Genomic DNA, 20,917 nt, shown 5'->3' on the forward strand with positions numbered 1-20,917 from the left:
CGAAATGTGACGTCCTCCCTGTTCCGGGGCCGCCCCCGACGCGCCAAGGCGCACATACGGGTGCGGGTGACGCATGCCGTGCTGGGGGCCCTGGCGGGGGCCGGGTGGCTGATGCTGCCGTTGATGACGGTGGCCACCCGCCGCCCGGTTCCCGCCACCTCCCCCGGAGCGGCGGCGCCGGGGCAGGGCGTCACCTCGGCCGCGGACTACGTGCTCCCGCTCATCGCCGTGGCCGCGGCGGCGGTCATGGCGGCCTACGGCTACCTGCGCCGCGTCCGCCGGGCCCGGACCCGTACGACGCCGGGCACCACGCTGCCGGGACGCCCCGCACCCCCCACGGTCGCCGACGCCGAACGGCAGGCCCGGGTCGCGCTGGTGCTGGCCGACGACTGCGTACGGACGAGCCGCGAGGAACTGGGCTTCGCGCGGGAGAGATTCGAGGCGGGGAAGGGCGGGGTGGGGCCGCGGGCCGGGGAGGCGGCGCGGGAGGCGCGGACCGGAGCGATACCCGTGGCCTCGGAGGAGAGAGCGCGCGCGGCAGTCCCCGGAGCGGAGCCGGGCGACGGCGGCTTCGGGCACCCCCCGCCGGACGCCGGCGCGCGAAATCGGGCCGGCGCCGAGACCGGGGCGGAGACGGAGGCGGCGGCCTTCGCCCGTGCCCTGCGCGGCGCCGAGGCCGAGTTGGTGGCGGCGTTCGCGCTGTGGCGGAGGTACGAGCGGGGGCTGCCCGGGGACGCGGGGGCGCGGCGGCAGGCGCTGGCCGGGATGGTCGGGCGGTGCGCGGAGGCGGGGCGGCGGCTGGACGCACAGGCGGCGGCCCTGGACCAGGTGCGGGGGCTGGAGGGACCGGGCGCCGGCGCGGCACTGGACGTGGCGGAGGGCAGGTTCCGGGGGCTGGCGGTACGCACGGTGGCCGCCCACGCGACCCTGGCGGCGCTGCGGGAGCGGTACGCGCCCTCGGCCGCGGAGCCCGTCACCGCCGCGGTCGAACAGGCCAAGGACCGCCTGCTGTTCGCCACCGCCCACCTCAACGCGGCCCGCCGGTCCCTCGACGCCGCCGACGGCGACGCGACGGCCCGGAACCTGCGCGCCGCCGAGGGCGCCGTGGCCCAGGCCGAGACCCTGGTGACCGGTGTGGAACGGCTCGCCGCCCGGCTGCGGGAGGCCGCGGCACTGGTACCGGCCGCTCTGACCGGCGCGGAGGCCGAGCTGGCGGCGGCCCGGCAGGGTCGTTCCCGCACCGCCCTGGCCACCGGCGAGCTGCACGCCCGGCTGACCCACGCGGACGCCGTACTGGCCGCCGTACGGGAGGAGTCGACCGGTGCCCTCCCGTACGACCCGCTGGACGCGCTGCGCCGGATCACCCGTGCCGTCGACCGCCTGGACGTGGGCCGCTCCGGCGTCCTGGGCACGGCGGCGTTCCTCGTCGCCCGCACCGCGCTGGAGACGGCCGACGACTTCGTCACGGTGCACCGCGGCGCCGTCGGCCCGGGGGCCCGCGCCCTGCTGTCGGAGGCGGCCCGCGCGCTCGCCGGCGGTGCCGGCACCGCCTTCGACGCCGACACCGCCGCCCGCCAGGCGCGTGAGCTGGCCGAACGCGATGTCCGCGCGCACGGCACCCCCTACCCCGACACCCCCACGACCGGTCTGCCCGGCGCCGTCCTCGGCGGCATCCTCCTCGCCGAGGACCCCGACGGCGGCCCCCGGCCACGTTCGGAGGCCCGGCGACGCGGGGGCGAAGACATATGCGGGCGCCCGCGTGACGCCACGCGTAAGGGCCTGTCAGAACAGGCTGAGCAGGGCCTCCGCCGGGTCCGTGAGGACCGCCTCCGCGCCCGGCAGCGGCAACTCGAACCACACCGTCTTCCCCCGGGGCGTCCGCCGTGAGCCCCATGCCGCGCTGAGCAACTGCACCAGTTGCAGCCCCCGTCCGCCCTCGTCCGTGTCCCGGGCCCGCCGGCGCCGGGGCTGCACGAGCCCGCCGTCCCAGACCTCGCACACCAGCGTGCGGTCCAGCAGCAGCCGTAGCCTGATCTCCCCCTCGCCGTACCGCAGCGCGTTCGTCACCAGCTCGCTGACCAGCAGCTCCGTCGTGTCGACCAGCGCTTCGAGGCCCCAGTCGAGCAACCGCGCGCGGGCGTGCTCCCGCGCCCGCCCCACGCTCCGCGGCTCCCGCGGCAGCGTCCAGTCGCCGACGGAGTCCGCCGGCAGCCCCTGCACCCGGGCCATCAGCAGCGCGATGTCGTCCTCGCCGTGGTGCGTGTCGAGCGTGCTGAGCACGTGGTCGCAGACATCCTCCAGCGGCCGCGCCGGATCGGTGAGCGCGCCGACGAACGCGTGCAGCCCCTCGTCCAGCGGGTGGTCCCGGGACTCCACCAGACCGTCCGTGTACAGCGCGAGCAGCGCGCCCTCGGGCAGCTCGACCTCCACCTCCTCGAAGGGCTCGCCCCCCACCCCGAGCGGCATCCCGGGCGGCACGTCCAGCATCAGCGCGGGCTCACCCGGTTCCACCAGCACCGGCGGCAGATGACCGGCGTTGGCGAACGTACATCGCCGGGTCACCGAGTCGTACACGGCGTACACGCAGGTCGCGAGGTACACCTCGGACAGGTCCGCGTCCCTGGGCTGCCGCGCCGTGCGCGTCGCCTGCTGCACACCGCCCGGCGTGCCGAGCCCGCGCGCGATCTCGTCCAACGCGGAGAGAACCTCGGCCGGTTCGAGATCGAGCAGCGCCAAGGTCCGTACGGCTGTGCGCAGTTCACCCATCGCGACCGCCGCCCGCAGTCCGCGCCCCATCACGTCGCCCACCACCAACGCCGTGCGGTGGCCGGGCAGTTCGATGACGTCGAACCAGTCGCCGCCGACCTCGGTCGCCGCGTTGCCGGGCAGATAGCGGCAGGCGATGTCCAGCCCGGACGCCTCGGGGTCGCCCGGCGGCAGCAGCGAGCGCTGGAGGATCAGCGCGCGTTCGTGCTCCCGGCGGTACAGCCGCGCGTTGTCGATGCAGACCGCGGCGCGCGCGGCGAGTTCCACCGCGAGGTCCCGGTCCCGCTCCCCGAACGGCTCGCTGCCCTTGGTCCGCGCGAACCGTACGAGTCCCACCACCGTGTCGTGCGCCACCATCGGCACGGCCAGCGTGGACTGCACGAGGCTCCCCTCCTCGGCCGGCACCGCCCGCGGCCGCGCGGTGCGCAGGGCATCCGCGCAGGGGGAGTTGAAGGGGAAGTGGTGTACGGCGCCGACCTTGACGGTCTCGGCGACCCGGCCCACCGGCGCGTCCGCGACCGCGCTGGCGATGGCGACCCGGCGCAGCTCCGCGCTGCCGTCGGCCATCCCGGGCGGGGTCTCGTCGCCGGTCAGCAGCCCCTGGTAGAGGTCGACGGTGGCGAGGTCGCAGAAGCCGGGGACGACGACGTCGAGGAGTTCGCGCGCCGTGGTCTCCAGGTCGAGCGAGTTGCCGATCCGCGCCCCGGCCTCGTTGAGCAGCGCCAGGTTGCGCCGGGCCGCGGCGGCCTCGCGGGCGGCGGCGCGGCGGGAGGTGACGTCGGTGGCGAGCCAGGCGACGCCGATGGGCCGACCGCTGCCGCTGTGCACGCGATAGAGGTTGACCGACCAGTGCCGGCGCTCCTCGGACCCCGGGACATGGCCGGTGACATGCATGTCGGTGACGGGGTCGCCGCTCTCCAGCACCCGCCGCAGCGTCGCCGAGACCCGCTCGGCCTCGCCGCGCGGCAGATAGTCGGACACGCCCTTGCCGCGGTGGTCGTCCGGGGTGCCGCCGAAGACGTTGGCGAACCGCTGGTTCACGCGGCGTACCCGCAGGTCGAAGTCGAGCAGCAGGAAACCGAAGGGGGATTGTCCGAATATCGCCTGGGACGCGGCGAGATCGGTCTCGATCCTGCGCAGCGTGCGGACGTCCACGACGATGCAGACGGCGGCGTTCTCGCCCTCCGCGGTCCGGGTCGGCATCACATAGACCTCGGCCAGCCCGTCCGAACCGCGCCCGCCCTGGGGCGGATCCGGCATCCGGAAGGGCACGACCCCGGTCCACTCCCGCCCGTCGAGGATCTCGGCCATCTTGCGCTGGCCCTGTTCCCGCAGGTCGGGGTCGATGAACGCCTCGATGGGGTCCATGCCGACGGCGCGCGAGGCCGGAATGCCGAAGAGCTGTTCGGCGCGCAGGCTCCACTGGTCCACCAGACCGCCGGGTCCGATGGAGAAGGAGGCCACCTTTATGTAGTCGTACATGGAGCCGGGCGGACTGCTCTGCCACAGGGCGCCACCGGTCGCCGCCGCACCCGCGGCGGTCTGGTCCCTCGCGCCGTCCGACGGGTCCTCGGACTCCGTGGCCTTCGCTGGTATCTCGCTCACGCGAACCGTCCCCTCCAGCTCACCGCGCCCGGCACCGGTCACCGGGGGCGGCTGCCCGCAGTATCCAGTACTACGGCGCCGCGCGACACGGTGTTCACGATCACAGCTCGGTCCAGACGTTTTTCGGACCGCTCCGCGACAACACTTCCACTCTTCTAACCAGGGAACACGGCCTCGAATCACACACTCCGGGCCTGTCCGCGAGCCGGGGTCACACGGCGGGCCGTACGGCGGTCCACGTACACCCCCCTCCGCCCCCTCGGGCGCCCCTGCCTCACCCCGGGCACCCCCGCGCCACCCCAGTGCGCCCCCGGTCCGTCATCCGGGCACCGCCAGCTCGAACCAGACGGTCTTTCCGCTCGCGCCGGGCCGGGTGCCCCAGCGGCGCGAGGACCCCGCGAGCAGCTGGAGGCCGCGCCCGCTCTCGTCCTCGGGCCGGGCGATCCGCTCGCGCGGCGGATCGGGGAGCGGGTCGGAGACCTCGACCAGCAGGGGGTCGTCGGCGCCGGCCGGCCGTACGAGCCGTACGCCGATGGGGCCGGTGGCGTAGCGCAGCGAGTTGGTGACCAGCTCGCTCACCAGCAGCGCGGCGAGATCGGCGACACAGTCGAGGTCCCAGCCGTGCAACTGGCCGCGGACCGCGGTCCGGGCGCTGCGCACGGCGCCCGGTTCCGCGGGGAAGGTCCACGCGGCGCAGTCGCCATCGGTGTCGATCACGCCGATCACTTCCCAGGCCGCGAGCTGTCCGGTTTCGTGGGGTTAATTGGCCCATACCCGATAAGCGGTGGCCAATACCGTCCGGACGGCGGGCGTGTGGGTCGAACGGCGTACCCGGGCCGGTACGGCAGGGCCGGACAGCGGCATCGGACCGCCGGACGGGGCATCGGACGAGGCCCGGCTCAGCGCGCCCCCGCCCCCATCCGCTCGGCGACCTCGCGCACCGCCGGCACATCCTGTTCCAGCCACGGCACGTCCCACAGCCGCGCCGGGGCCAGCCAGCGCAGTTCGTCGTGGTCCTGGAGGGGCCGGGGCGCGGGCGAGCCGGGGCGCAGCCGAACGGTCCACACCCACAGGACGTACGGCTCCCGCAGGGGCCATGCGCCGGGGACGCGTTCCACGGTCTCGGCGTCGACGCCGAGTTCCTCGCGCAGTTCGCGCACCAGGGCGTCCTCGGGCCGCTCTCCTCGCTCGACCTTGCCGCCGGGCAACTCCCAGCGTCCGGCCAGGTCGGCGGGCGCGCTGCGGCGCGCGGCCAGCAGGCGGCCGCCGTCGAGCAGGGCGGCGCCGACCACCACGGTCCGTTCGGTCTCGGGCGTCATGGAGCGGAGCCTACGGGAGGCTCCGGGGCGCGCGGCGCCACGCCGTCCGCCCTCCGCGCACCCGGCAGGTCAGCCGCGGCCGCCGTCCCCGTTCTGCCCGAGCCGCTCGACCGTGTAGAGCTGCTTGGGCCCGAGGTTCTCGAAGCTGTCGGCGATCTTCTGCGCCTCGGCCTCGGTCGCGTACCGGCCGACGCGGTAGCGATTGCCGTTGTCGTCCCGCCGTATGACGCTCCAGGGCAGGGAAGCCGTGCCCTCACTCATGATCCGCTCCGCCCCCATCGCGCCCTTCACCCTCTCCGGCATCACGGGACCCCCATCCCGTCCCGGGCCCTTGCCGGGCCCCGCCCAAGGAAACCGCACTCCGCATATGCCCGAGCGTACGCCCAACCTTTACTCAGCGAATACGCCTTTTCACAAAGAGGTACGCAACCCGCCAGACCGGCGGGGGCGCGCACGAACGAATGCGCCCTGGGCGCGCGCATCGGGCACACCCCAGGAAAACGGGCACCCACCTGCGAGAACGCCCGGATCGTGGCAGCACCCGCGCCGCGCGGGGAACGCCACAACCGGCGCACCCGCCTCCCGCACGAGCCCGCGATGTGCGCTACGTCACTCCGCGACCGGCGGGCGGTGTACGGCCCTCACCGCACCGGCAGGTGATACGCCACCCGGTACCGGTCCGCCGGAATGACCACGTCCGCGGTCTCCACCGGCCGCCCGGAGGCGTAGTAGGTGCGCTGCACGACCAGGACGACATGGCCGGGGACGCCCCCGAGGAGATGCAGCTCCTCGGCGAGACCGGGGCGGGCGCCGACCTCCTCGGTCACGTTGTCCACGATCACGTCGATGGCGCGCATGCGCTCGACCACGCCCATCCCGCCGAGCGGACCCTCCTCGGGCAGCATCACCGGGGTGCGGCCGGTGACGGCGAGGGGCTCCCAGGAGGTGGAGAGCATCATCGGCTCACCGGCCTCACGGAAGAGGTACTTGGTGCGCATGACCCGCTCGCCGATCTCGATCCCGAGCCGCTCGGCGATCGCGGCACCGGCCTCGGCCTGCCGGCTGCGGGACTCCCAGCTGCCGCGCACCGCGGCGTCGGCCTGCTCCTGCCGGAAGGGGGTGGCGCCGCCGCTGGGGCGGTAGCCGGAGCGGGACACCCGGCGCGGCACGGGCCGTTCGCGCACATACGTCCCCGAGCCGGAGCGGCCCTCGACCAGACCCTCGGCCATCAGGACCTTGCGGGCCTCCAGGGCGACGGTGTCCGAGACGCCGTACTCCTCGCGGATGCGGGCCTGCGAGGGGAGCCGGGTGTGGGGCGGCAGTGAACCGTCGACGATCTTCTTGCGGAGATCACCCGCGACACGCAGATACGCCGGCTGCTCACCGAAAGTCACTGGCCGCTCCCATCAGATTGTACAGACAGCAACAGCGTGGCAACCGTGGGTTGAGCCGTGCAAGCAAAGGCCAGAGATTCACTCGAAGTGATTACATCTGGGCGGGCAAGCCCCCACCCAGCACTTTCTCCCCCACCCGCACCCCCCTTCACACCTGCCGGGCGACCCGGACAACTCCGGCCGCCCGAACGGCAGTCCGGGAACACCGGTACCGTGCCTCTTACGACTTGTCGCAGGTAAGCGGGACACAGGGGGCGGAATTGAAGGTGGAGAACCGGGTCGACGGCGCCGTCGTACGCACGGTGAACGGACTCACCGCGCGCTGGGGCGCCACCGCGCGGGGCGGCACGGTGTTCTCCGCCGCCGGGGTCTGGCCCCTGCTGGCCCTCCTCGCGGACGGCGCGGCGGGTCCCGCCCGGCAGGAGCTGGCCGACGCGCTGGGCGTGCCCGCGGATCAAGCGGCCGTCACCGCGCGGGAGTTGCTCGCGGCCCTGGGCTCGGTGTCGGGCCTGGACGCGGCGCTCGGCCTGTGGACCCAGGCGGAACTGCTGCTGCGCGAGGAGTGGCTGGCCAAGCTGCCGGCGGCCACCCACGGCTCGTTCGGGGACGACCTCGTCACCGCGCAGGAGCGGATGGACCGCTGGGCGGCCGAGCGCACCGGCGGACTGGTCGAGCGGATGCCGGTGGCGCTGAACCGGCAGACGCGGATGGTGCTGGCCGGCGCGCTCGCCCTGCACACCACCTGGCGCCAGCCCTTCACCGAGCAGCCGCTGACCCCGGCGGCGGGCCCCTGGCAGGGCCGCACCCTGCGCGGCCTGCACCGGCGGAGCGTGCGCCCGGACCGGGTCGGCGTGAGCGGCACCCCGGACGGCTTCGTCACCGCGCTGACGGTCCCCGGCGACAACGGCATCGACGTCCATCTCGTCCTCGGCGAGGAGCGCATGACGCCGGGCCAGGTCATCGCCGCGGGCGTGGCCGTGGTGGAGCGCACGCTCCCGCTCACGCCGGGCGGCGCCCTGCCGTACGGCGAGGTCGGGCCCGGGCTGCGGGTGGCGCGAGAACAGTCCGTCACCCCGGAGCCGACGTCCCTGGACGTGCGGACGGTGGCCTACGAGGTCCGCGCGGACCACGATCTGCTCGCCCAGCCCGACCTGTTCGGCCTCCACACCGCGACCGACCCCCGCTACGGCCACTTCCCGGGCGTGAGCGCCCACCCGCTGGCCGTCTCGGAGGCCCGCCAGTCGTCCGTGACCCGCTTCGGTGCCCTCGGCTTCCGCGCGGCCACGGTGACGGCCGTGGCCGCGGCACCCGGCGGCGCCCCGCCCCAGCCCCGCTACGAGACCACCGTCGTGCACGCCGCCTTCGACCGTCCCTTCGCCTTCCTCGCCGTCGACCGCGACTCCCGCCTGGTCCTGATGTCCGGCTGGATCACCGACCCCTCCCCCTACCCGGCCCAGGGGTACGCGGGCAGCGCGGGGAGGCCGGGCGTGTGACGCGCATGGCCGAGGGGAGGAGCCCTGTGGGCCCCCTCCCCTGCCCCGGCCCCGGCCCGCGTCGCCGCGTCTGCCGATCCGCCGCTCACCGCGGCCATGCGGCCAGCACATCGAAGGGGCCATAGACGGCATCGAGCCCCGGACAGTCGACTCCGCTGCGCGAGACCGCCACGACGGGGACGGGTTCACCGGTGAGGGCGGCCCGATGCCGAGACAGAGCCGCCAGGTCGTGCCGGTCGAAGGGTGACTGCTCCAGCCACTTGATGGAACCGACGAAGAGCAGTTCCTTGGCGATGGGGGCCCGGTCCGCCCCGACGATGTCGATCTCGACGTCGTCGGTGCGCGTCCAGTAGCCGCCTACCGCGGGGGCTGCCGGGAGACGGTCGTCGGGCAGTGTCCGGGCGAGCGCCTCCCGGACGAGCGGCTCGATCGCCCGGCCGCGCCGGCTGGTCCAGCTCTCCCGGATCCGTGCGCCAGACGTCTGAGGCAAGACCTCCAGGAGCCTCCTGGACCACTCCGACAGCAGAAATCAGACCGCCACGAGCCGGACCCGATCGCCGCATAGCTTGACCATGTCGTCGATATCGGAGGTCAACATGATCACCGGGCGGTGCTGTCGCCGCGCGGCCTCGGCGACGGCCGCATCGATCGCGTACTTGTGTCCGTGCAACCCGGCATTCATCAGCAACTTCGAGGCAGCCCTCGCCTCCTCGTCACCGACGGGGACGACCCGAAGTCCGGAAAGCACCCAGTTCAGGCGGGACTTGTTCGTACGGGCGTGGACGGCTTCGATGATGGTGAGCGCACTGATCACGACCTCCATGCCGCGCGAGCGCGCCTCAGCGATCAGAGCCACCACCTGTTCTTCGTCAGCGAGCAGCTTCGAGAGTCCCTCGCTGTCGAGGACCAGCGTCCCCTCGTGACTCAGCCTGCGGCGGGCCACTCGCCCTCCTCGGCGAACACCTCGTCGAAGACGTGCCGTGCCCGCTGGCGAGCCTGCTCGGAGACCGGCCCCTTGCGGCTCTCGTAGTCCGCCAGGTACTCGTCCAGGACCTGCCCCCGCAGCTCACGCTCGACCGCCTCGGCGATGAACGCGGAGAACTCCCGCTTGCCCACCCGAGCCCGGATCGCCTCCGCGGTCCCCTCCGGCAGCGACAAGCTCACCCGCGTCGCCGGCCCTTCCCCGATGCTGTACGTCGTCTCAGCCATGCCCTCGATTGTGTCAAACGAGTAGGAAAAGTGCCAGGTCCGCACTATCTCCACAGCTCAGCCGGCGCCCTGCTCGCACAAATCCCAGCACGGGAAAAGACCAAGGGCCCGACCCCGAAGAGTCGAGCCCTCTCTGACCTGCATGTTTGCCAGTTCAGTGACGTGGTGATATATCAGCCGCTACACGTTGAAGCGGAACTCCACCACATCCCCGTCCTGCATCACATAGTCCTTGCCCTCCATGCGCGCCTTGCCCTTGGCGCGGGCCTCGGATACGGAGCCGGTGGTGACGAGGTCGGTGAAGGAGATGACCTCGGCCTTGATGAAGCCCTTCTGGAAGTCGGTGTGGATGACACCGGCGGCCTCGGGGGCGGTGGCGCCCTTCTTGATGGTCCAGGCGCGGGATTCCTTGGGGCCGGCCGTGAGGTAGGTCTGCAGGCCGAGGGTGTTGAAGCCGACGCGGGCCAGGGTGGCGAGGCCGGGCTCCTCCTGGCCGACGGACTGGAGGAGTTCGAGGGCCTCGTCCTCGTCCAGCTCGGCGAGGTCGGCCTCCAGCTTGGCGTTCAGGAAGATCGCCTCGGCGGGGGCGACCAGCGCGCGCTGCTCGTTCTTGAAGTCCTCGTCCGTCAGCTCGTCCTCGTCGACGTTGAAGACGTAGAGGAACGGCTTGGCGGTCAGCAGGTGCAGGTCGTGCAGCAGCTCGGCCCGCTCGGTGCCCTGGAGGATGCCGTGCGCGAAGAGCGTGTCGCCCTTCTCCAGGATCTCCTTGGCCTCCTCGACCGCCTTCACCTTCGGCGCGACGTCCTTCTTGATCCGGGACTCCTTCTGGAGCCGCGGCAGGACCTTCTCGATGGTCTGGAGGTCGGCGAGGATCAGCTCGGTGTTGATCGTCTCGATGTCGTCCTTGGGCGAGACCTTGCCGTCGACATGGACGACGTTCTCGTCCTTGAAGGCGCGGATGACCTGGCAGATCGCGTCCGACTCGCGGATGTTCGCGAGGAACTTGTTGCCCAGGCCCTCGCCCTCGGACGCGCCGCGCACGATGCCGGCGATGTCCACGAAGTCGACCGTGGCCGGAAGGATGCGCTCCGAGGAGAAGATCGAGGCCAGCTGGGCCAGCCGGCCGTCGGGGACACCGACGACGCCGACGTTGGGCTCGATCGTGGCGAACGGGTAGTTGGCCGCCAGCACGTCGTTCTTGGTCAGGGCGTTGAACAGGGTCGACTTGCCGACGTTGGGCAGGCCGACGATTCCGATCGTGAGCGACACGTTGCGACTTCCCGTGGATGAGAGGGCCAGGAGCTGGGGCTGCCAGGCCCTCGGAGGACACTGGCCGATCCACCAGTCTACGGCGTTTCGCGCGCCCTCCTCCCGGGAACGTCGCCCACCCGGCCAAGGTCCGCCCATCGGCGTGTCTGGGAGCCGATCAGGCACATAAGCAGACCTAAGTTGGTCCAATGGAGCAGCACAGAACGCGACCCCCGAACGACGGACGGCGCCGCGGCAACCGGCCGCACGCCCATCTGCCGCCGCAGGCCCGGCGCCGCCCGCCCGGCCCGGTGGCGGGGCGCGGCGCGGGGCAGTCACGGCCGGTGCCGGGCCCGGGGCTGCCGGGCCCCCGGCTCACCGGGCTCGGCGGCGGCCTGTTCTGCGTCGCCGCGATGTTCGTCCTGGGCTGCCTCGACGAGCTGCTCTTCGGCGGCTCGCCACCGGTGTACGGCGTGCTGTTCCTGCCCGTGTGCGTGCTGACCGCGCTGTGGGTGCGCCCCGGGGACGTGCTGACCGCGCCCGTCGCGGTGCCCATCGCCTTCGCGGCCGGGCTGCTCGTGGTCGCCGACGGGCGCGAGGGGGTGCTCGGCCGGCTGATGGGCCTGGTGACGGGGCTGGCCACCCAGGCCGGCTGGCTGTACGGGGGGACGCTCGTCGCGGGGGTGATCGTGCTCGTACGGCGGGTGCGGTGGGTGCGGGGGCGGCGGCGCCCGCACTGAGCGAGGGGGTAGCAGGGGGCAGCAGGGGGCAGCTGAGCGGATCAGCGGCCTGGACGGCGCGGCTGACGGCCCTCCGCGCGCCGCCCCGCGACCGCTCCCGCTCCCCGCGACCGCTCCCCGCATCGCCGCGGCGGCCTACGACTGCTGTGCCGCCCGCATCGCCGCCCCCACGATTCCCGCGTTGTTCTGGAGCTGCGCGGGGACGATGTCGGCCTTGATGCCCTCGATGTGGTGCAGGAACTTGTCGGCCTTGCGGCTGACCCCGCCGCCGATGATGAACAGCTCGGGCGAGAACAGCATCTCCACGTGCGCCAGGTACTTCTGGACGCGGCGCGCCCACTGCTCCCAGCTGAGGTCGTGGTCCTCCTTGGCCTTGCTGGATGCCTTGTGCTCGGCATCGTGGCCGTGCAGCTCCAGGTGGCCCAGTTCGGTGTTGGGGACCAGGACGCCGTCCGCGAAGAGGGCGCTGCCGATGCCGGTGCCGAAGGTGAGCAGGATGACCGTGCCCCCGCGGCCCTGGCCCGCGCCGAACTGCATCTCGGCGACGCCCGCCGCGTCCGCGTCGTTGACCACCGTCACCGGCAGGCCGCCCAGCCGGCCGCCGAACAGGGCGCGCGCGTCGGTGTCGATCCAGCTCTTGTCGACATTGGCCGCCGTACGGACCGTGGCCCCGCCGGTGACCACGCCGGGGAAGGTCAGGCCCACCGGGCCGGTCCAGCCGAAGTGGTCGATCACCTGCTTCACCCCGTCGGCCACGCCGTCGGGCGTCGCCGGGTGGGGGGTGAGCACCTTGCAGCGCTCCTGGGCGAGATCGCCCCTGTCGAGGTCCACAGGGGCGCCCTTGATCCCGGATCCGCCGATGTCCACGCCGAAGATCTGCATGGCTCCACGTTACGACGGGGCACTGACCGTCCCGCCCGTGAGGGCGTGATCACTCCTCGGAAGCGCCCGATCCACCGCGCTCGGCCACCAGGTTCGCCGCCTCCTCGCGCAGGTCGCGGCGGAGCTCCTTGGGCAGCGAGAAGGTGATGGACTCCTCGGCGGTCTTGACGATCTCCACGTCCGCGTAGCCGCGCGCGGCGAGCCACTCCAGGACCTGCTCGACCAGCACGTCCGGCACGGAGGCGCCGGAGGTGACGCCGACGGTGTGCGCGCCCTCCAGCCAGCTCTCGTCGATCTCGTCGGCGAAGTCCACCAGGTACGCCTCGCGGGCGCCGGCGAGCTTGGCGACCTCGACCAGGCGCTTGGAGTTGGAGGAGTTGCGCGAGCCGACCACGATGACCAGGTCGGAATCGGCGCCCATCTGCTTCACCGCGATCTGGCGGTTCTGCGTGGCGTAGCAGATGTCGTCGCTGGGCGGGGAGACCAGGCCCGGGAACTTGGTCTTCAGGGCGTCGACGGTCTCCATGGTCTCGTCCACGGAGAGGGTGGTCTGCGACAGCCAGACGACCTTCGACGGGTCCCGGACCTCGACCTTGGCGACGTCCTCGGGGCCGTCGACCAGCTGGATGTGCTCGGGGGCCTCGCCGGAGGTGCCGATGACCTCCTCGTGGCCCTCGTGGCCGATCAGCAGGATGTCGTAGTCCTCGTTGGCGTACCGGACGGCTTCCTTGTGGACCTTGGTGACCAGGGGGCAGGTCGCGTCGATGGTGGCGAGCCGGCCCCGCTCGGCCTCCTCGTGGACGACGGGGGCCACGCCGTGCGCCGAGAACATGACGATGTTGCCCTCGGGCACCTCCTCCGTGCGTTCGACGAAGACGGCGCCCTTCTTCTCCAGGGTCTGCACGACGTACTTGTTGTGGACGATCTCGTGCCGGACGTAGATCGGGGCGCCGTACTGTTCCAGGGCCTTCTCGACGGCGATCACGGCGCGGTCCACACCGGCGCAGTAGCCTCGGGGGGCGGCGAGCAGGACACGGCGGCGAGGCGAAGCGGTCATGGGTCCATCGTAGGGGGCGTACGACGACGCCGGGTTCCGCCGCCCGCGCCCGGCCGGACCTCCTTGTCGGTGGCGGCCATTACGCTCGGCGCATGGCTTTGAAGACGACCCCTGAGGCACCCCTGCCGGTCGGTGAGGTCTCCCGGTTGATCGGGGGATGGATCGACCGGCTGGGCGCGGTGTGGGTCGAGGGGCAGATCACCCAGCTGTCGCGGCGGCCGGGCGCCGGCGTCGTGTTCCTGACGCTGCGCGACCCGTCGTACGACATCTCGGTCGGCGTGACCTGCTTCCGGCAGGTGTTCGACGACGTGGCGGACGTCGTCGGCGAGGGCGCCCGCGTCCTCGTGCTGGCCAAGCCGGAGTGGTACGCGCCGAGAGGCCAGCTCTCCCTGCGCGCGGCCGAGATCAGGCCGGTCGGGGTCGGTGAGCTGCTGGCCCGCCTGGAGCAGCTGAAGAAGTCGCTCGCGGCGGAGGGGCTGTTCGCGGCGGAGCGCAAGAAGCCGCTGCCGTTCCTGCCGCAGCTGATCGGCCTGGTCTGCGGCCGCGCCTCCGCCGCCGAGCGGGACGTGCTGGAGAACGCCCGGCACCGCTGGCCCGCGGTGCGCTTCGAGGTGCGCAACGTCCCCGTGCAGGGGGTGCACGCCGTCCCGCAGGTCGTGCGGGCGGTCCAGGAGCTGGACGCGATCGAGGACGTGGACGTCATCGTCGTCGCCCGGGGCGGCGGCAGCGTGGAGGATCTGCTGCCCTTCTCGGACGAGCAGCTGGTGCGCGCGGTGGCGGGGTGCCGTACGCCGGTCGTGTCCGCGATCGGGCACGAGCCGGACAGTCCGCTGCTCGACCTGGTCGCGGATCTGCGCGCCTCCACCCCGACCGACGCGGCCAAGAAGGTCGTACCGGACGTGGGCGAGGAACTGGAGCGGGTGCGGATGCTGCGGGGCCGCGCCCGGCGCTGTGTGCACGCGCTCCTCGACCGCGAGGAGCGGGGGCTGGCGCACGCGCTGGCCCGGCCCGCGCTGGAGGATCCGCACCGGATGCTCGACGAGCGGGCGGACCATGTGGCCTCCCTGGCCGGGCGGGCCCGGCGCACCCTCGGCCATCTGCTGGACCGCGCGGACTCGGAGCTGACGCACACCCGCGCGCGCGTGGTGGCCCTCTCCCCCGCGGCCACGCTGAAACGCGGTTACGCGGTGCTGCAACGCTCCGACGGGCACGTGGTGCGCGATCCGGGCGAGGTGAGTGAGGGCGAGGCGCTGCGCGCGCGCGTCGCCGACGGCGAATTCACGGTGAAGGTGGGCGAATGACCGGCAAGACGGAGACCGGCGAGGCGCAGGAGACGCTCTCGTACGAGCAGGCGCGGGACGAGCTGATCGAGGTCGTGCGGCGGCTGGAGGCGGGCGGCGCCTCGCTGGAGGACTCCCTGGCGCTGTGGGAGCGCGGGGAGGAGCTGGCCAAGGTGTGCCGGCGCTGGCTGGAGGGGGCGCGCGCCCGGCTGGACGCGGCGCTCGCGGAGGAGGAGGGCACGGGCGAGGAGGCCGAGTAGGAGCCGCCCGAGGCTGTGGGGTGGGTCACCCTGCGGCCGGTTTTGTTGAAAGTTAAAACTCAATGGGCGTAGGGTCGTACGGTCAGCAGCGGTCCGGAGCGGACCGTACGCATCACCGAGGAAGTCACGATGTCTCTCGTTCTCGACCCCGCCGCCCAGGACCTGCTGTTCCGTGCGGCCCACACCGCGAACACCTTCACCGACGAGCCGGTGACCGAGGAGCAGGTCCGGGCGATCTACGACCTGGTCAAGTACGGCCCGACCGCCTTCAACCAGACCCCGCTGCGCGTCACCCTGGTCCGCTCCCCCGAGGCCCGTGAGCGCCTCGTCCAGCACATGGCCGAGGGCAACCGCCCCAAGACCGCCACCGCCCCGCTGGTCGCGATCCTCGCCGCGGACAACGAGTTCCACGAGGAGCTGCCGACCCTGTTCCCGGCCTTCCCGGCCGCCAAGGACGCCTTCTTCGCCGAGCGCCCGGCCCGTGAGCGCTCCGCCGCGCTGAACTCCGCGCTCCAGGCCGCCTACTTCATCGTCGGCGTGCGCGCCGCCGGTCTCGCCGCGGGCCCGATGACCGGGTTCGACCCCGAGGGTGTGCGCAAGGAGTTCCTGGACGACGACCACACCCCGCTGATGGTCGTCAACATCGGCCGCCCGGGCCCGGACGCGTCGTACCCGCGCTCCCCCCGGCTCGCGTACGAGGACGTCGTCACGACCGTCTGAGCCGCCCCCGCCACGCGGAGAGGCCCCCGGCATCGCCGGGGGCCTCTCCGCGTCGGTCGACGGGTCAGGACGCGGAGGAGGTCTTCTCCATCCGGAGCGCCGACGCCATCTTCGTCAGATCGGTGAAGGACGCCGTGCCGGCGACCACGGTGGTCGAGCCGGGCGTGTCCCGCAGGACGAGGGCGTCGTAGCGGCCACCGGTGTAGTGGGTCCAGGTGCGGCCGTCGATCCGCTCGGTGGTCGTGGTGGCCTTCGCGCCCTGGGTGGCCTGGTCGATGAAGTCGGCCCGCTTCTGCGTCGACTGCTCGATCTGGACATACTGGGCATCAGGGGTCTGGAAGCCCAGGTGCCAGTAGTCGCCGTTCGCGCCGTCGTAGCTCACCGAGGTGGCCTTCCAGGCGTCGGACAGGCCCTCGGGGCCCGCCACCGGGTAGCTCGCCGCCCTGCGGGCCGTGATCAGCTCGACCCGGTAGTCGACCCGCTTGAGGTCGGGAGCGTGATTGTCGTGCGGGATGGCGAAGAGGTAGACGACCGCCGCCGCGATGCCGATCAGGGCCAGGGAGAGAATCATGTCCCGGGCCGTCTTCTGCTTGCCTTTCGAACCTGCCACGTCCCTATGGTCGCAGGTGCCTCAGGCGCTCAAACGTGGGGTCCCCTGCTCATTTTGTCTGCCTAACGATAGAGTCATGGCCAAGACCCTCATCCGGCCGTCGCCGTATCAGAAAGGTGCGCCCCGATGACCGAAAATCATCACCTGCCCTCCGAACTCGATGTTCCCGCCGAGGCTCCCGACCGCAACCTCGCCCTGGAACTCGTCCGGGTGACCGAAGCCGCGGCGATGGCCGCCGGCCGCTGGGTCGGGCGCGGTGACAAGAACGGCGCCGACGGCGCCGCGGTGCGCGCCATGCGGTCCCTCGTCTCCACCGTCTCGATGAACGGCGTCGTCGTCATCGGCGAGGGGGAGAAGGACGAAGCCCCGATGCTCTTCAACGGGGAGCACGTCGGGGACGGCACCGGCCCCGAGGTGGACATCGCCGTCGACCCGATCGACGGCACCACGCTGACCGCCAAGGGCATGCCTAACGCGATCGCCGTGCTGGCCGCCGCCGAGCGCGGCGCCATGTTCGACCCGTCCGCCGTGTTCTACATGGACAAGCTGGTCACCGGCCCCGAGGCCGCGGACTTCGTGGACATCGACGCGCCCGTCGCCGTGAACATCCGGCGGATCGCCAAGGCGAAGAAGGCGACCCCGGAGGACGTCACCGTCGTCATCCTGGACCGGCCCCGGCACGAGGGCCTGATCAAGGAGGTCCGGGAGGCCGGCGCCCGCATCAAGCTGATCTCCGACGGCGATGTCGCCGGCTCCGTCTACGCGCTGCGCGAGGGCACGGGCGTCGACCTGCTGCTCGGCATCGGCGGTACGCCGGAGGGCATCATCTCGGCCTGCGCCGTGAAGTGCCTGGGCGGCACGATCCAGGGCAAGCTGTGGCCCAAGGACGACGAGGAGCGGCAGCGGGCGATCGACGCCGGGCACGACCTCGACCGGGTGCTCATGACGGACGACCTGGTCTCCGGGGAGAACGTGTTCTTCGTGGCCACCGGCATCACCGACGGCGAGCTGCTGCGCGGGGTGCGGTACCGGTCGGAGACCGCGCTCACCGAGTCGATCGTGATGCGCTCGAAGTCGGGCACGGTGCGCCGGATCGACTCCGAGCACCGCCTGCGCAAGCTGCGGGCCTACAGCGCGATCGATTTCGAGCGGGCCAAGTAGGCCGAGGCCGAGCGGGCCAGGCGGTCCGCTCGGCGCGAGCGCCCCCTGTGCGGAGGGGGCGCTTTCGCTTGCCGGCCGGCTGTGTCGGCCGGCCCGGCAAGCCGGCCTTGTCAGCCGGCTATGCGGTCCGTCGTCGCGCGGGTCGCCTTCTTCAGGTCCAGTTCGCGGCGGCGGCGCCGCGCCAGGACCACCCGGCGCTCGGCGGCCGTCAGACCGCCCCAGACGCCGTAGGGCTCGGGCTGGAGGAGTGCGTGTTCACGGCACTCGACCATGACCGGGCAGCGGGCGCAGACGCGCTTGGCCGCCTCCTCCCGGGACAGCCGGGCGGCGGTCGGCTCCTTGGACGGGGCGAAGAACAGCCCCGCCTCGTCACGCCGGCACACGGCCTCGGTGTGCCAGGGTGCCTCCTGGTCCCGCTCCCGTGCCGGCTCCCGCTGGGCCGGTACGGCAGCTACCTGCAAGGACGAATGCGGCGGTCGCAGCACGGGTCTACTCCTGACGACGGCTTCGCGAGCGAGAGACGATGCAGCAAGCCCTACCCGCTGTACGCGCGCCTATGCACTGCGTTCCCAACCACGGGTGATTGCCGGGGAGTTCGCGGCCGTCCTTCGCGGCCGTCAACGGTCCAGGTGTCTGCGCAGCTTCCGCTCGACCTTGTCCTGGACCCGCTCCAGGATGTCCGAGACGAGCTTGCCCCGCTTGGGCCGGGCCTCCACATTGCCGAGGACGGCCCACCCGTCGACGTAGACGACCGGCGCGTCCGTCTCGGTCGAGTCCAGCGTCGCCACGTCGAAGTTGCCGAGGACGCCGCCGCCGGTGCCGCGCAGCGACACGTTCTCCGGGACGCGGATCTGGATGTCGCCGAAGACCGAGACCGCCTTGATCACGACCTGCTGGTACTCGAAGACCGCCTCGCTGAGGTCGATCTCGACGCTGCCGAAGACGGAGTACGCGTGCAGCCGGCGGCCGGCGCGCCAGCGGCCGCGGCGGACCGCGCTGCTGAAGACGGCCACCACGTTCGCGTCGGACTCGCTGGGTATGTCGTCCGTGGGGCGCGGCGGGGCGGGGGTGTAGGCGGCACGGGCGGAGTGCTGGTGGGCGGCGGGCAGGTCCTGGATGAAGACCTCCAGCTCGCCGACCGTCTTCGCGTGCAGCACGCCGTCCACGCGCTCGGCGTGCTCGTCGGCGGTGAGCCGGCCCTCGGCGAGGGCCTCGCGGAGGATGTCGGCGACCCGGTCGCGCTCGGCGTCCGAGGCGCGCAGGGCGGAGACGCTCGGGGTGGCGTCCTGGATACGAACGGGCTTCTGAAGGTCCACGGCAGCAGCGTACCGAAACGCGATAGATCGCGACTAGGGGTGTGGATGACTCGACTGAGCCTTACCTCACAAGCCGGGCGCCGACGGCAGGTTCTACGCTGGACGGGCCCGCCAGCGTCGGCGGGCGCCGTCCGTCAGAGTGAGGAATGGGCTGAGATGCCGCGTAGTTCCCAACCGCCCCGCCCAGCGTTCGCATACACCGATCTGCTCCCCCAAGGAGAGGACACCACCCCTTACCGGCTGGTCACGTCCGAGGGCGTGTCCACCGTCGAGGGCCCGGACGGACGGACGTTCCTCAAGGTGGAGCCCGAGGCACTGCGGGCGCTGGCCGCGGAGGCCATCCACGACATCCAGCACTACCTGCGCCCGGCCCACCTCGCCCAGCTGCGCCGCATCATCGACGACCCCGAGGCGTCCGCGAACGACAAGTTCGTCGCCCTGGACCTGCTGAAGAACGCGAACATCGCGGCGGCGGGCGTGCTGCCGATGTGCCAGGACACCGGCACCGCGATCGTCATGGGCAAGCGCGGCCAGAACGTCCTCACCGAGGGCACGGACGAGAAGCACCTCTCGCACGGCATCTACGACGCCTACACCCAGCTGAACCTGCGCTACTCGCAGATGGCTCCGCTCACCATGTGGGAGGAGAAGAACACCGGCTCCAACCTGCCCGCGCAGATCGAGCTGTACGCGACGGACGGCGGCGCCTACAAGTTCCTGTTCATGGCGAAGGGCGGCGGCTCGGCCAACAAGTCCTTCCTGTACCAGGAGACCAAGGCCGTCCTGAACGAAGCCTCCATGATGAAGTTCCTGGAGGAGAAGATCCGTTCGCTCGGTACGGCCGCGTGCCCGCCGTACCACCTGGCGATCGTCGTCGGCGGCACCAGCGCGGAGTACGCGCTCAAGACCGCGAAGTACGCCTCCGCGCACTACCTGGACAACGCGCCCGCCGAGGGTTCGCCGCTCGGCCACGGCTTCCGGGACAAGGAGCTGGAGGAGAAGGTCTTCGAGCTGACCCAGAAGATCGGCATCGGCGCGCAGTTCGGCGGCAAGTACTTCTGCCACGACGTCCGCGTGGTCCGCCTGCCCCGGCACGGCGCGTCCTGCCCGGTCGCCATCGCCGTGTCCTGCTCGGCCGACCGCCAGGCCGTCGCGAAGATCACCGCCGAGGGCGTCTTCCTGGAGCAGCTGGAGCGGGACCCGGCCCGGTTCCTGCCGGAGACGACGGACGAGCACCTGGAGACCGAGGGCGACGTCGTCGAGATCGACCTCAACCAGCCGATGGACGCGATCCTCGCCGAGCTGACCAAGTACCCGGTCAAGACCCGGCTGTCGCTGACCGGTCCGCTGGTCGTGGCCCGCGACATCGCGCACGCCAAGATCAAGGAGCGCCTGGACGCCGGCGAGGAGATGCCGCAGTACCTGAAGGACCACCCGGTGTACTACGCCGGTCCGGCCAAGACGCCCGAGGGCTACGCGTCCGGCTCCTTCGGTCCGACCACGGCCGGCCGGATGGACTCCTACGTGGCGCAGTTCCAGGCGGCCGGCGGCTCCAAGGTGATGCTGGCCAAGGGCAACCGCAGCAAGCAGGTCACCGACGCGTGCGACGAGCACGGCGGCTTCTACCTCGGCTCCATCGGCGGCCCCGCGGCCCGTCTCGCCCAGGACTGCATCAAGAAGGTCGAGGTCCTGGAGTACGAGGAGCTCGGCATGGAGGCCGTCTGGAAGATCGAGGTCGAGGACTTCCCGGCGTTCATCGTCGTCGACGACAAGGGCAACGACTTCTTCCAGAACCCGGCCCCCGCCCCCACGTTCACGTCGATCCCGGTGCGGGGCCCCGGCCTGGCGTAGCGCTCC

Annotated in this window: 21 protein-coding genes and 1 pseudogene; 8 read left to right on the forward strand and 14 right to left on the reverse strand. The window is 72.3% G+C overall.

What is annotated here, in order from left to right:
- The first annotated feature begins 6 nt into the window (after nucleotides 1-6).
- Entirely contained in the window at nucleotides 7-1,887 is a 1,881-nt protein-coding gene (locus GHR20_RS13220; RefSeq protein ID WP_153813270.1) for a hypothetical protein, read from the forward strand.
- Here GHR20_RS13220 and GHR20_RS13225 read toward each other — a convergent pair.
- From GHR20_RS13225 to GHR20_RS13245, 5 genes are all read right to left on the reverse strand, one after another.
- Nucleotides 1,783-4,371: a SpoIIE family protein phosphatase gene (locus GHR20_RS13225; protein WP_111586768.1), complete on the reverse strand. Its 2,589-nt coding sequence runs from the start codon at nucleotides 4,369-4,371 to the stop codon at nucleotides 1,783-1,785. The genes GHR20_RS13220 and GHR20_RS13225 overlap by 105 nt on opposite strands.
- A gap of 318 nt (nucleotides 4,372-4,689) precedes the next feature.
- Entirely contained in the window at nucleotides 4,690-5,088 is a 399-nt protein-coding gene (locus GHR20_RS13230; RefSeq protein WP_241671012.1) for an ATP-binding protein, read from the reverse strand.
- A gap of 182 nt (nucleotides 5,089-5,270) precedes the next feature.
- Nucleotides 5,271-5,690, reverse strand: a complete 420-nt coding sequence (locus tag GHR20_RS13235) for a (deoxy)nucleoside triphosphate pyrophosphohydrolase (RefSeq protein ID WP_111586770.1) — start codon at nucleotides 5,688-5,690, stop codon at nucleotides 5,271-5,273.
- Between the two features lie 69 nt (nucleotides 5,691-5,759).
- Nucleotides 5,760-5,951 carry an SPOR domain-containing protein gene (locus tag GHR20_RS13240; protein ID WP_181516675.1) on the reverse strand — a complete coding sequence of 64 codons (192 nt, stop codon included), beginning with the start codon at nucleotides 5,949-5,951 and terminating at the stop codon, nucleotides 5,760-5,762.
- Between the two features lie 380 nt (nucleotides 5,952-6,331).
- Nucleotides 6,332-7,084 carry a GntR family transcriptional regulator gene (locus GHR20_RS13245; protein ID WP_111586771.1) on the reverse strand — a complete coding sequence of 251 codons (753 nt, stop codon included), beginning with the start codon at nucleotides 7,082-7,084 and terminating at the stop codon, nucleotides 6,332-6,334.
- Between the two features lie 260 nt (nucleotides 7,085-7,344).
- Between GHR20_RS13245 and GHR20_RS13250 the strand changes: the two genes are divergently transcribed.
- Complete coding sequence (locus tag GHR20_RS13250; RefSeq protein WP_153813271.1) at nucleotides 7,345-8,577, forward strand: serpin family protein; 1,233 nt, start codon at nucleotides 7,345-7,347, stop codon at nucleotides 8,575-8,577.
- A gap of 85 nt (nucleotides 8,578-8,662) precedes the next feature.
- On the opposite strand, the pseudogene GHR20_RS13255 reads toward GHR20_RS13250, so the two are convergent.
- The 4 genes and pseudogenes from GHR20_RS13255 to ychF all read right to left on the reverse strand — a co-directional run.
- Nucleotides 8,663-9,049, reverse strand: a pseudogene (locus GHR20_RS13255) (DUF234 domain-containing protein); the annotation flags it as partial.
- Between the two features lie 57 nt (nucleotides 9,050-9,106).
- Nucleotides 9,107-9,520, reverse strand: a complete 414-nt coding sequence (locus tag GHR20_RS13260; RefSeq protein WP_153813272.1) for a PIN domain-containing protein — start codon at nucleotides 9,518-9,520, stop codon at nucleotides 9,107-9,109.
- Nucleotides 9,502-9,786, reverse strand: a complete 285-nt coding sequence (locus tag GHR20_RS13265) for a hypothetical protein (RefSeq protein ID WP_153813273.1) — start codon at nucleotides 9,784-9,786, stop codon at nucleotides 9,502-9,504. Before GHR20_RS13265 ends, GHR20_RS13260 begins: the two co-directional genes overlap by 19 nt.
- Before the next feature lie 180 nt (nucleotides 9,787-9,966).
- Nucleotides 9,967-11,055 (reverse strand): redox-regulated ATPase YchF, encoded by a 1,089-nt coding sequence (gene ychF / locus GHR20_RS13270; protein ID WP_153813274.1) that lies wholly within the window; start codon nucleotides 11,053-11,055, stop codon nucleotides 9,967-9,969.
- A gap of 188 nt (nucleotides 11,056-11,243) precedes the next feature.
- Between ychF and GHR20_RS13275 the strand changes: the two genes are divergently transcribed.
- Nucleotides 11,244-11,774, forward strand: coding sequence for a DUF6542 domain-containing protein (locus GHR20_RS13275; protein WP_181516677.1), 531 nt, complete (start codon nucleotides 11,244-11,246; stop codon nucleotides 11,772-11,774).
- Nucleotides 11,775-11,909: 135 nt separating this feature from the next.
- Here the strand turns inward: GHR20_RS13275 and GHR20_RS13280 are convergent, their stop codons facing one another.
- Together GHR20_RS13280 and GHR20_RS13285 are read right to left on the reverse strand one after the other, a co-directional pair.
- Nucleotides 11,910-12,656, reverse strand: coding sequence for an ROK family protein (locus GHR20_RS13280; RefSeq protein ID WP_153813275.1), 747 nt, complete (start codon nucleotides 12,654-12,656; stop codon nucleotides 11,910-11,912).
- A 49-nt stretch (nucleotides 12,657-12,705) separates the two neighbouring features.
- Nucleotides 12,706-13,713 (reverse strand): 4-hydroxy-3-methylbut-2-enyl diphosphate reductase, encoded by a 1,008-nt coding sequence (locus GHR20_RS13285; RefSeq protein ID WP_153813276.1) that lies wholly within the window; start codon nucleotides 13,711-13,713, stop codon nucleotides 12,706-12,708.
- A gap of 92 nt (nucleotides 13,714-13,805) precedes the next feature.
- Here GHR20_RS13285 and xseA point away from each other — a divergent pair, with 92 nt between their 5' ends.
- The 3 genes from xseA to GHR20_RS13300 all read left to right on the forward strand — a co-directional run bounded on the left by xseA (nucleotide 13,806) and on the right by GHR20_RS13300 (nucleotide 15,973).
- A complete protein-coding gene (gene xseA, locus GHR20_RS13290; RefSeq protein WP_111586777.1) occupies nucleotides 13,806-15,014 on the forward strand; it encodes an exodeoxyribonuclease VII large subunit in 1,209 nt (402 codons plus the stop codon).
- The gene (locus GHR20_RS13295; protein ID WP_148027876.1) at nucleotides 15,011-15,253 is read left to right on the forward strand and encodes an exodeoxyribonuclease VII small subunit; all 243 of its coding nucleotides are present in this window, start codon (nucleotides 15,011-15,013) and stop codon (nucleotides 15,251-15,253) included. The genes xseA and GHR20_RS13295 overlap by 4 nt, the downstream gene beginning before the upstream one ends.
- Before the next feature lie 129 nt (nucleotides 15,254-15,382).
- Complete coding sequence (locus tag GHR20_RS13300; protein WP_111586779.1) at nucleotides 15,383-15,973, forward strand: malonic semialdehyde reductase; 591 nt, start codon at nucleotides 15,383-15,385, stop codon at nucleotides 15,971-15,973.
- 64 nt (nucleotides 15,974-16,037) lie between these two features.
- Here GHR20_RS13300 and GHR20_RS13305 read toward each other — a convergent pair whose 3' ends face one another.
- Nucleotides 16,038-16,583, reverse strand: coding sequence for a DUF4245 domain-containing protein (locus GHR20_RS13305; protein WP_153813277.1), 546 nt, complete (start codon nucleotides 16,581-16,583; stop codon nucleotides 16,038-16,040).
- A gap of 126 nt (nucleotides 16,584-16,709) precedes the next feature.
- On the opposite strand from GHR20_RS13305, the gene glpX reads away from it, so the two are divergent.
- Nucleotides 16,710-17,744: a class II fructose-bisphosphatase gene (gene glpX / locus GHR20_RS13310; RefSeq protein ID WP_153813278.1), complete on the forward strand. Its 1,035-nt coding sequence runs from the start codon at nucleotides 16,710-16,712 to the stop codon at nucleotides 17,742-17,744.
- A gap of 110 nt (nucleotides 17,745-17,854) precedes the next feature.
- Here glpX and GHR20_RS13315 read toward each other — a convergent pair whose 3' ends face one another.
- Nucleotides 17,855-18,229 (reverse strand): WhiB family transcriptional regulator, encoded by a 375-nt coding sequence (locus GHR20_RS13315; protein ID WP_153813279.1) that lies wholly within the window; start codon nucleotides 18,227-18,229, stop codon nucleotides 17,855-17,857.
- 132 nt (nucleotides 18,230-18,361) lie between these two features.
- Nucleotides 18,362-19,060, reverse strand: a complete 699-nt coding sequence (locus tag GHR20_RS13320) for a DUF1707 domain-containing protein (RefSeq protein WP_111586783.1) — start codon at nucleotides 19,058-19,060, stop codon at nucleotides 18,362-18,364.
- Nucleotides 19,061-19,216: 156 nt separating this feature from the next.
- Between GHR20_RS13320 and GHR20_RS13325 the strand changes: the two genes are divergently transcribed.
- Nucleotides 19,217-20,911 (forward strand): fumarate hydratase, encoded by a 1,695-nt coding sequence (locus tag GHR20_RS13325; RefSeq protein ID WP_148027879.1) that lies wholly within the window; start codon nucleotides 19,217-19,219, stop codon nucleotides 20,909-20,911.
- Nucleotides 20,912-20,917 lie beyond the last annotated feature (6 nt).

This window comes from Streptomyces sp. SUK 48 (assembly GCF_009650765.1).
In the GTDB taxonomy this organism is placed as follows: domain Bacteria; phylum Actinomycetota; class Actinomycetes; order Streptomycetales; family Streptomycetaceae; genus Streptomyces.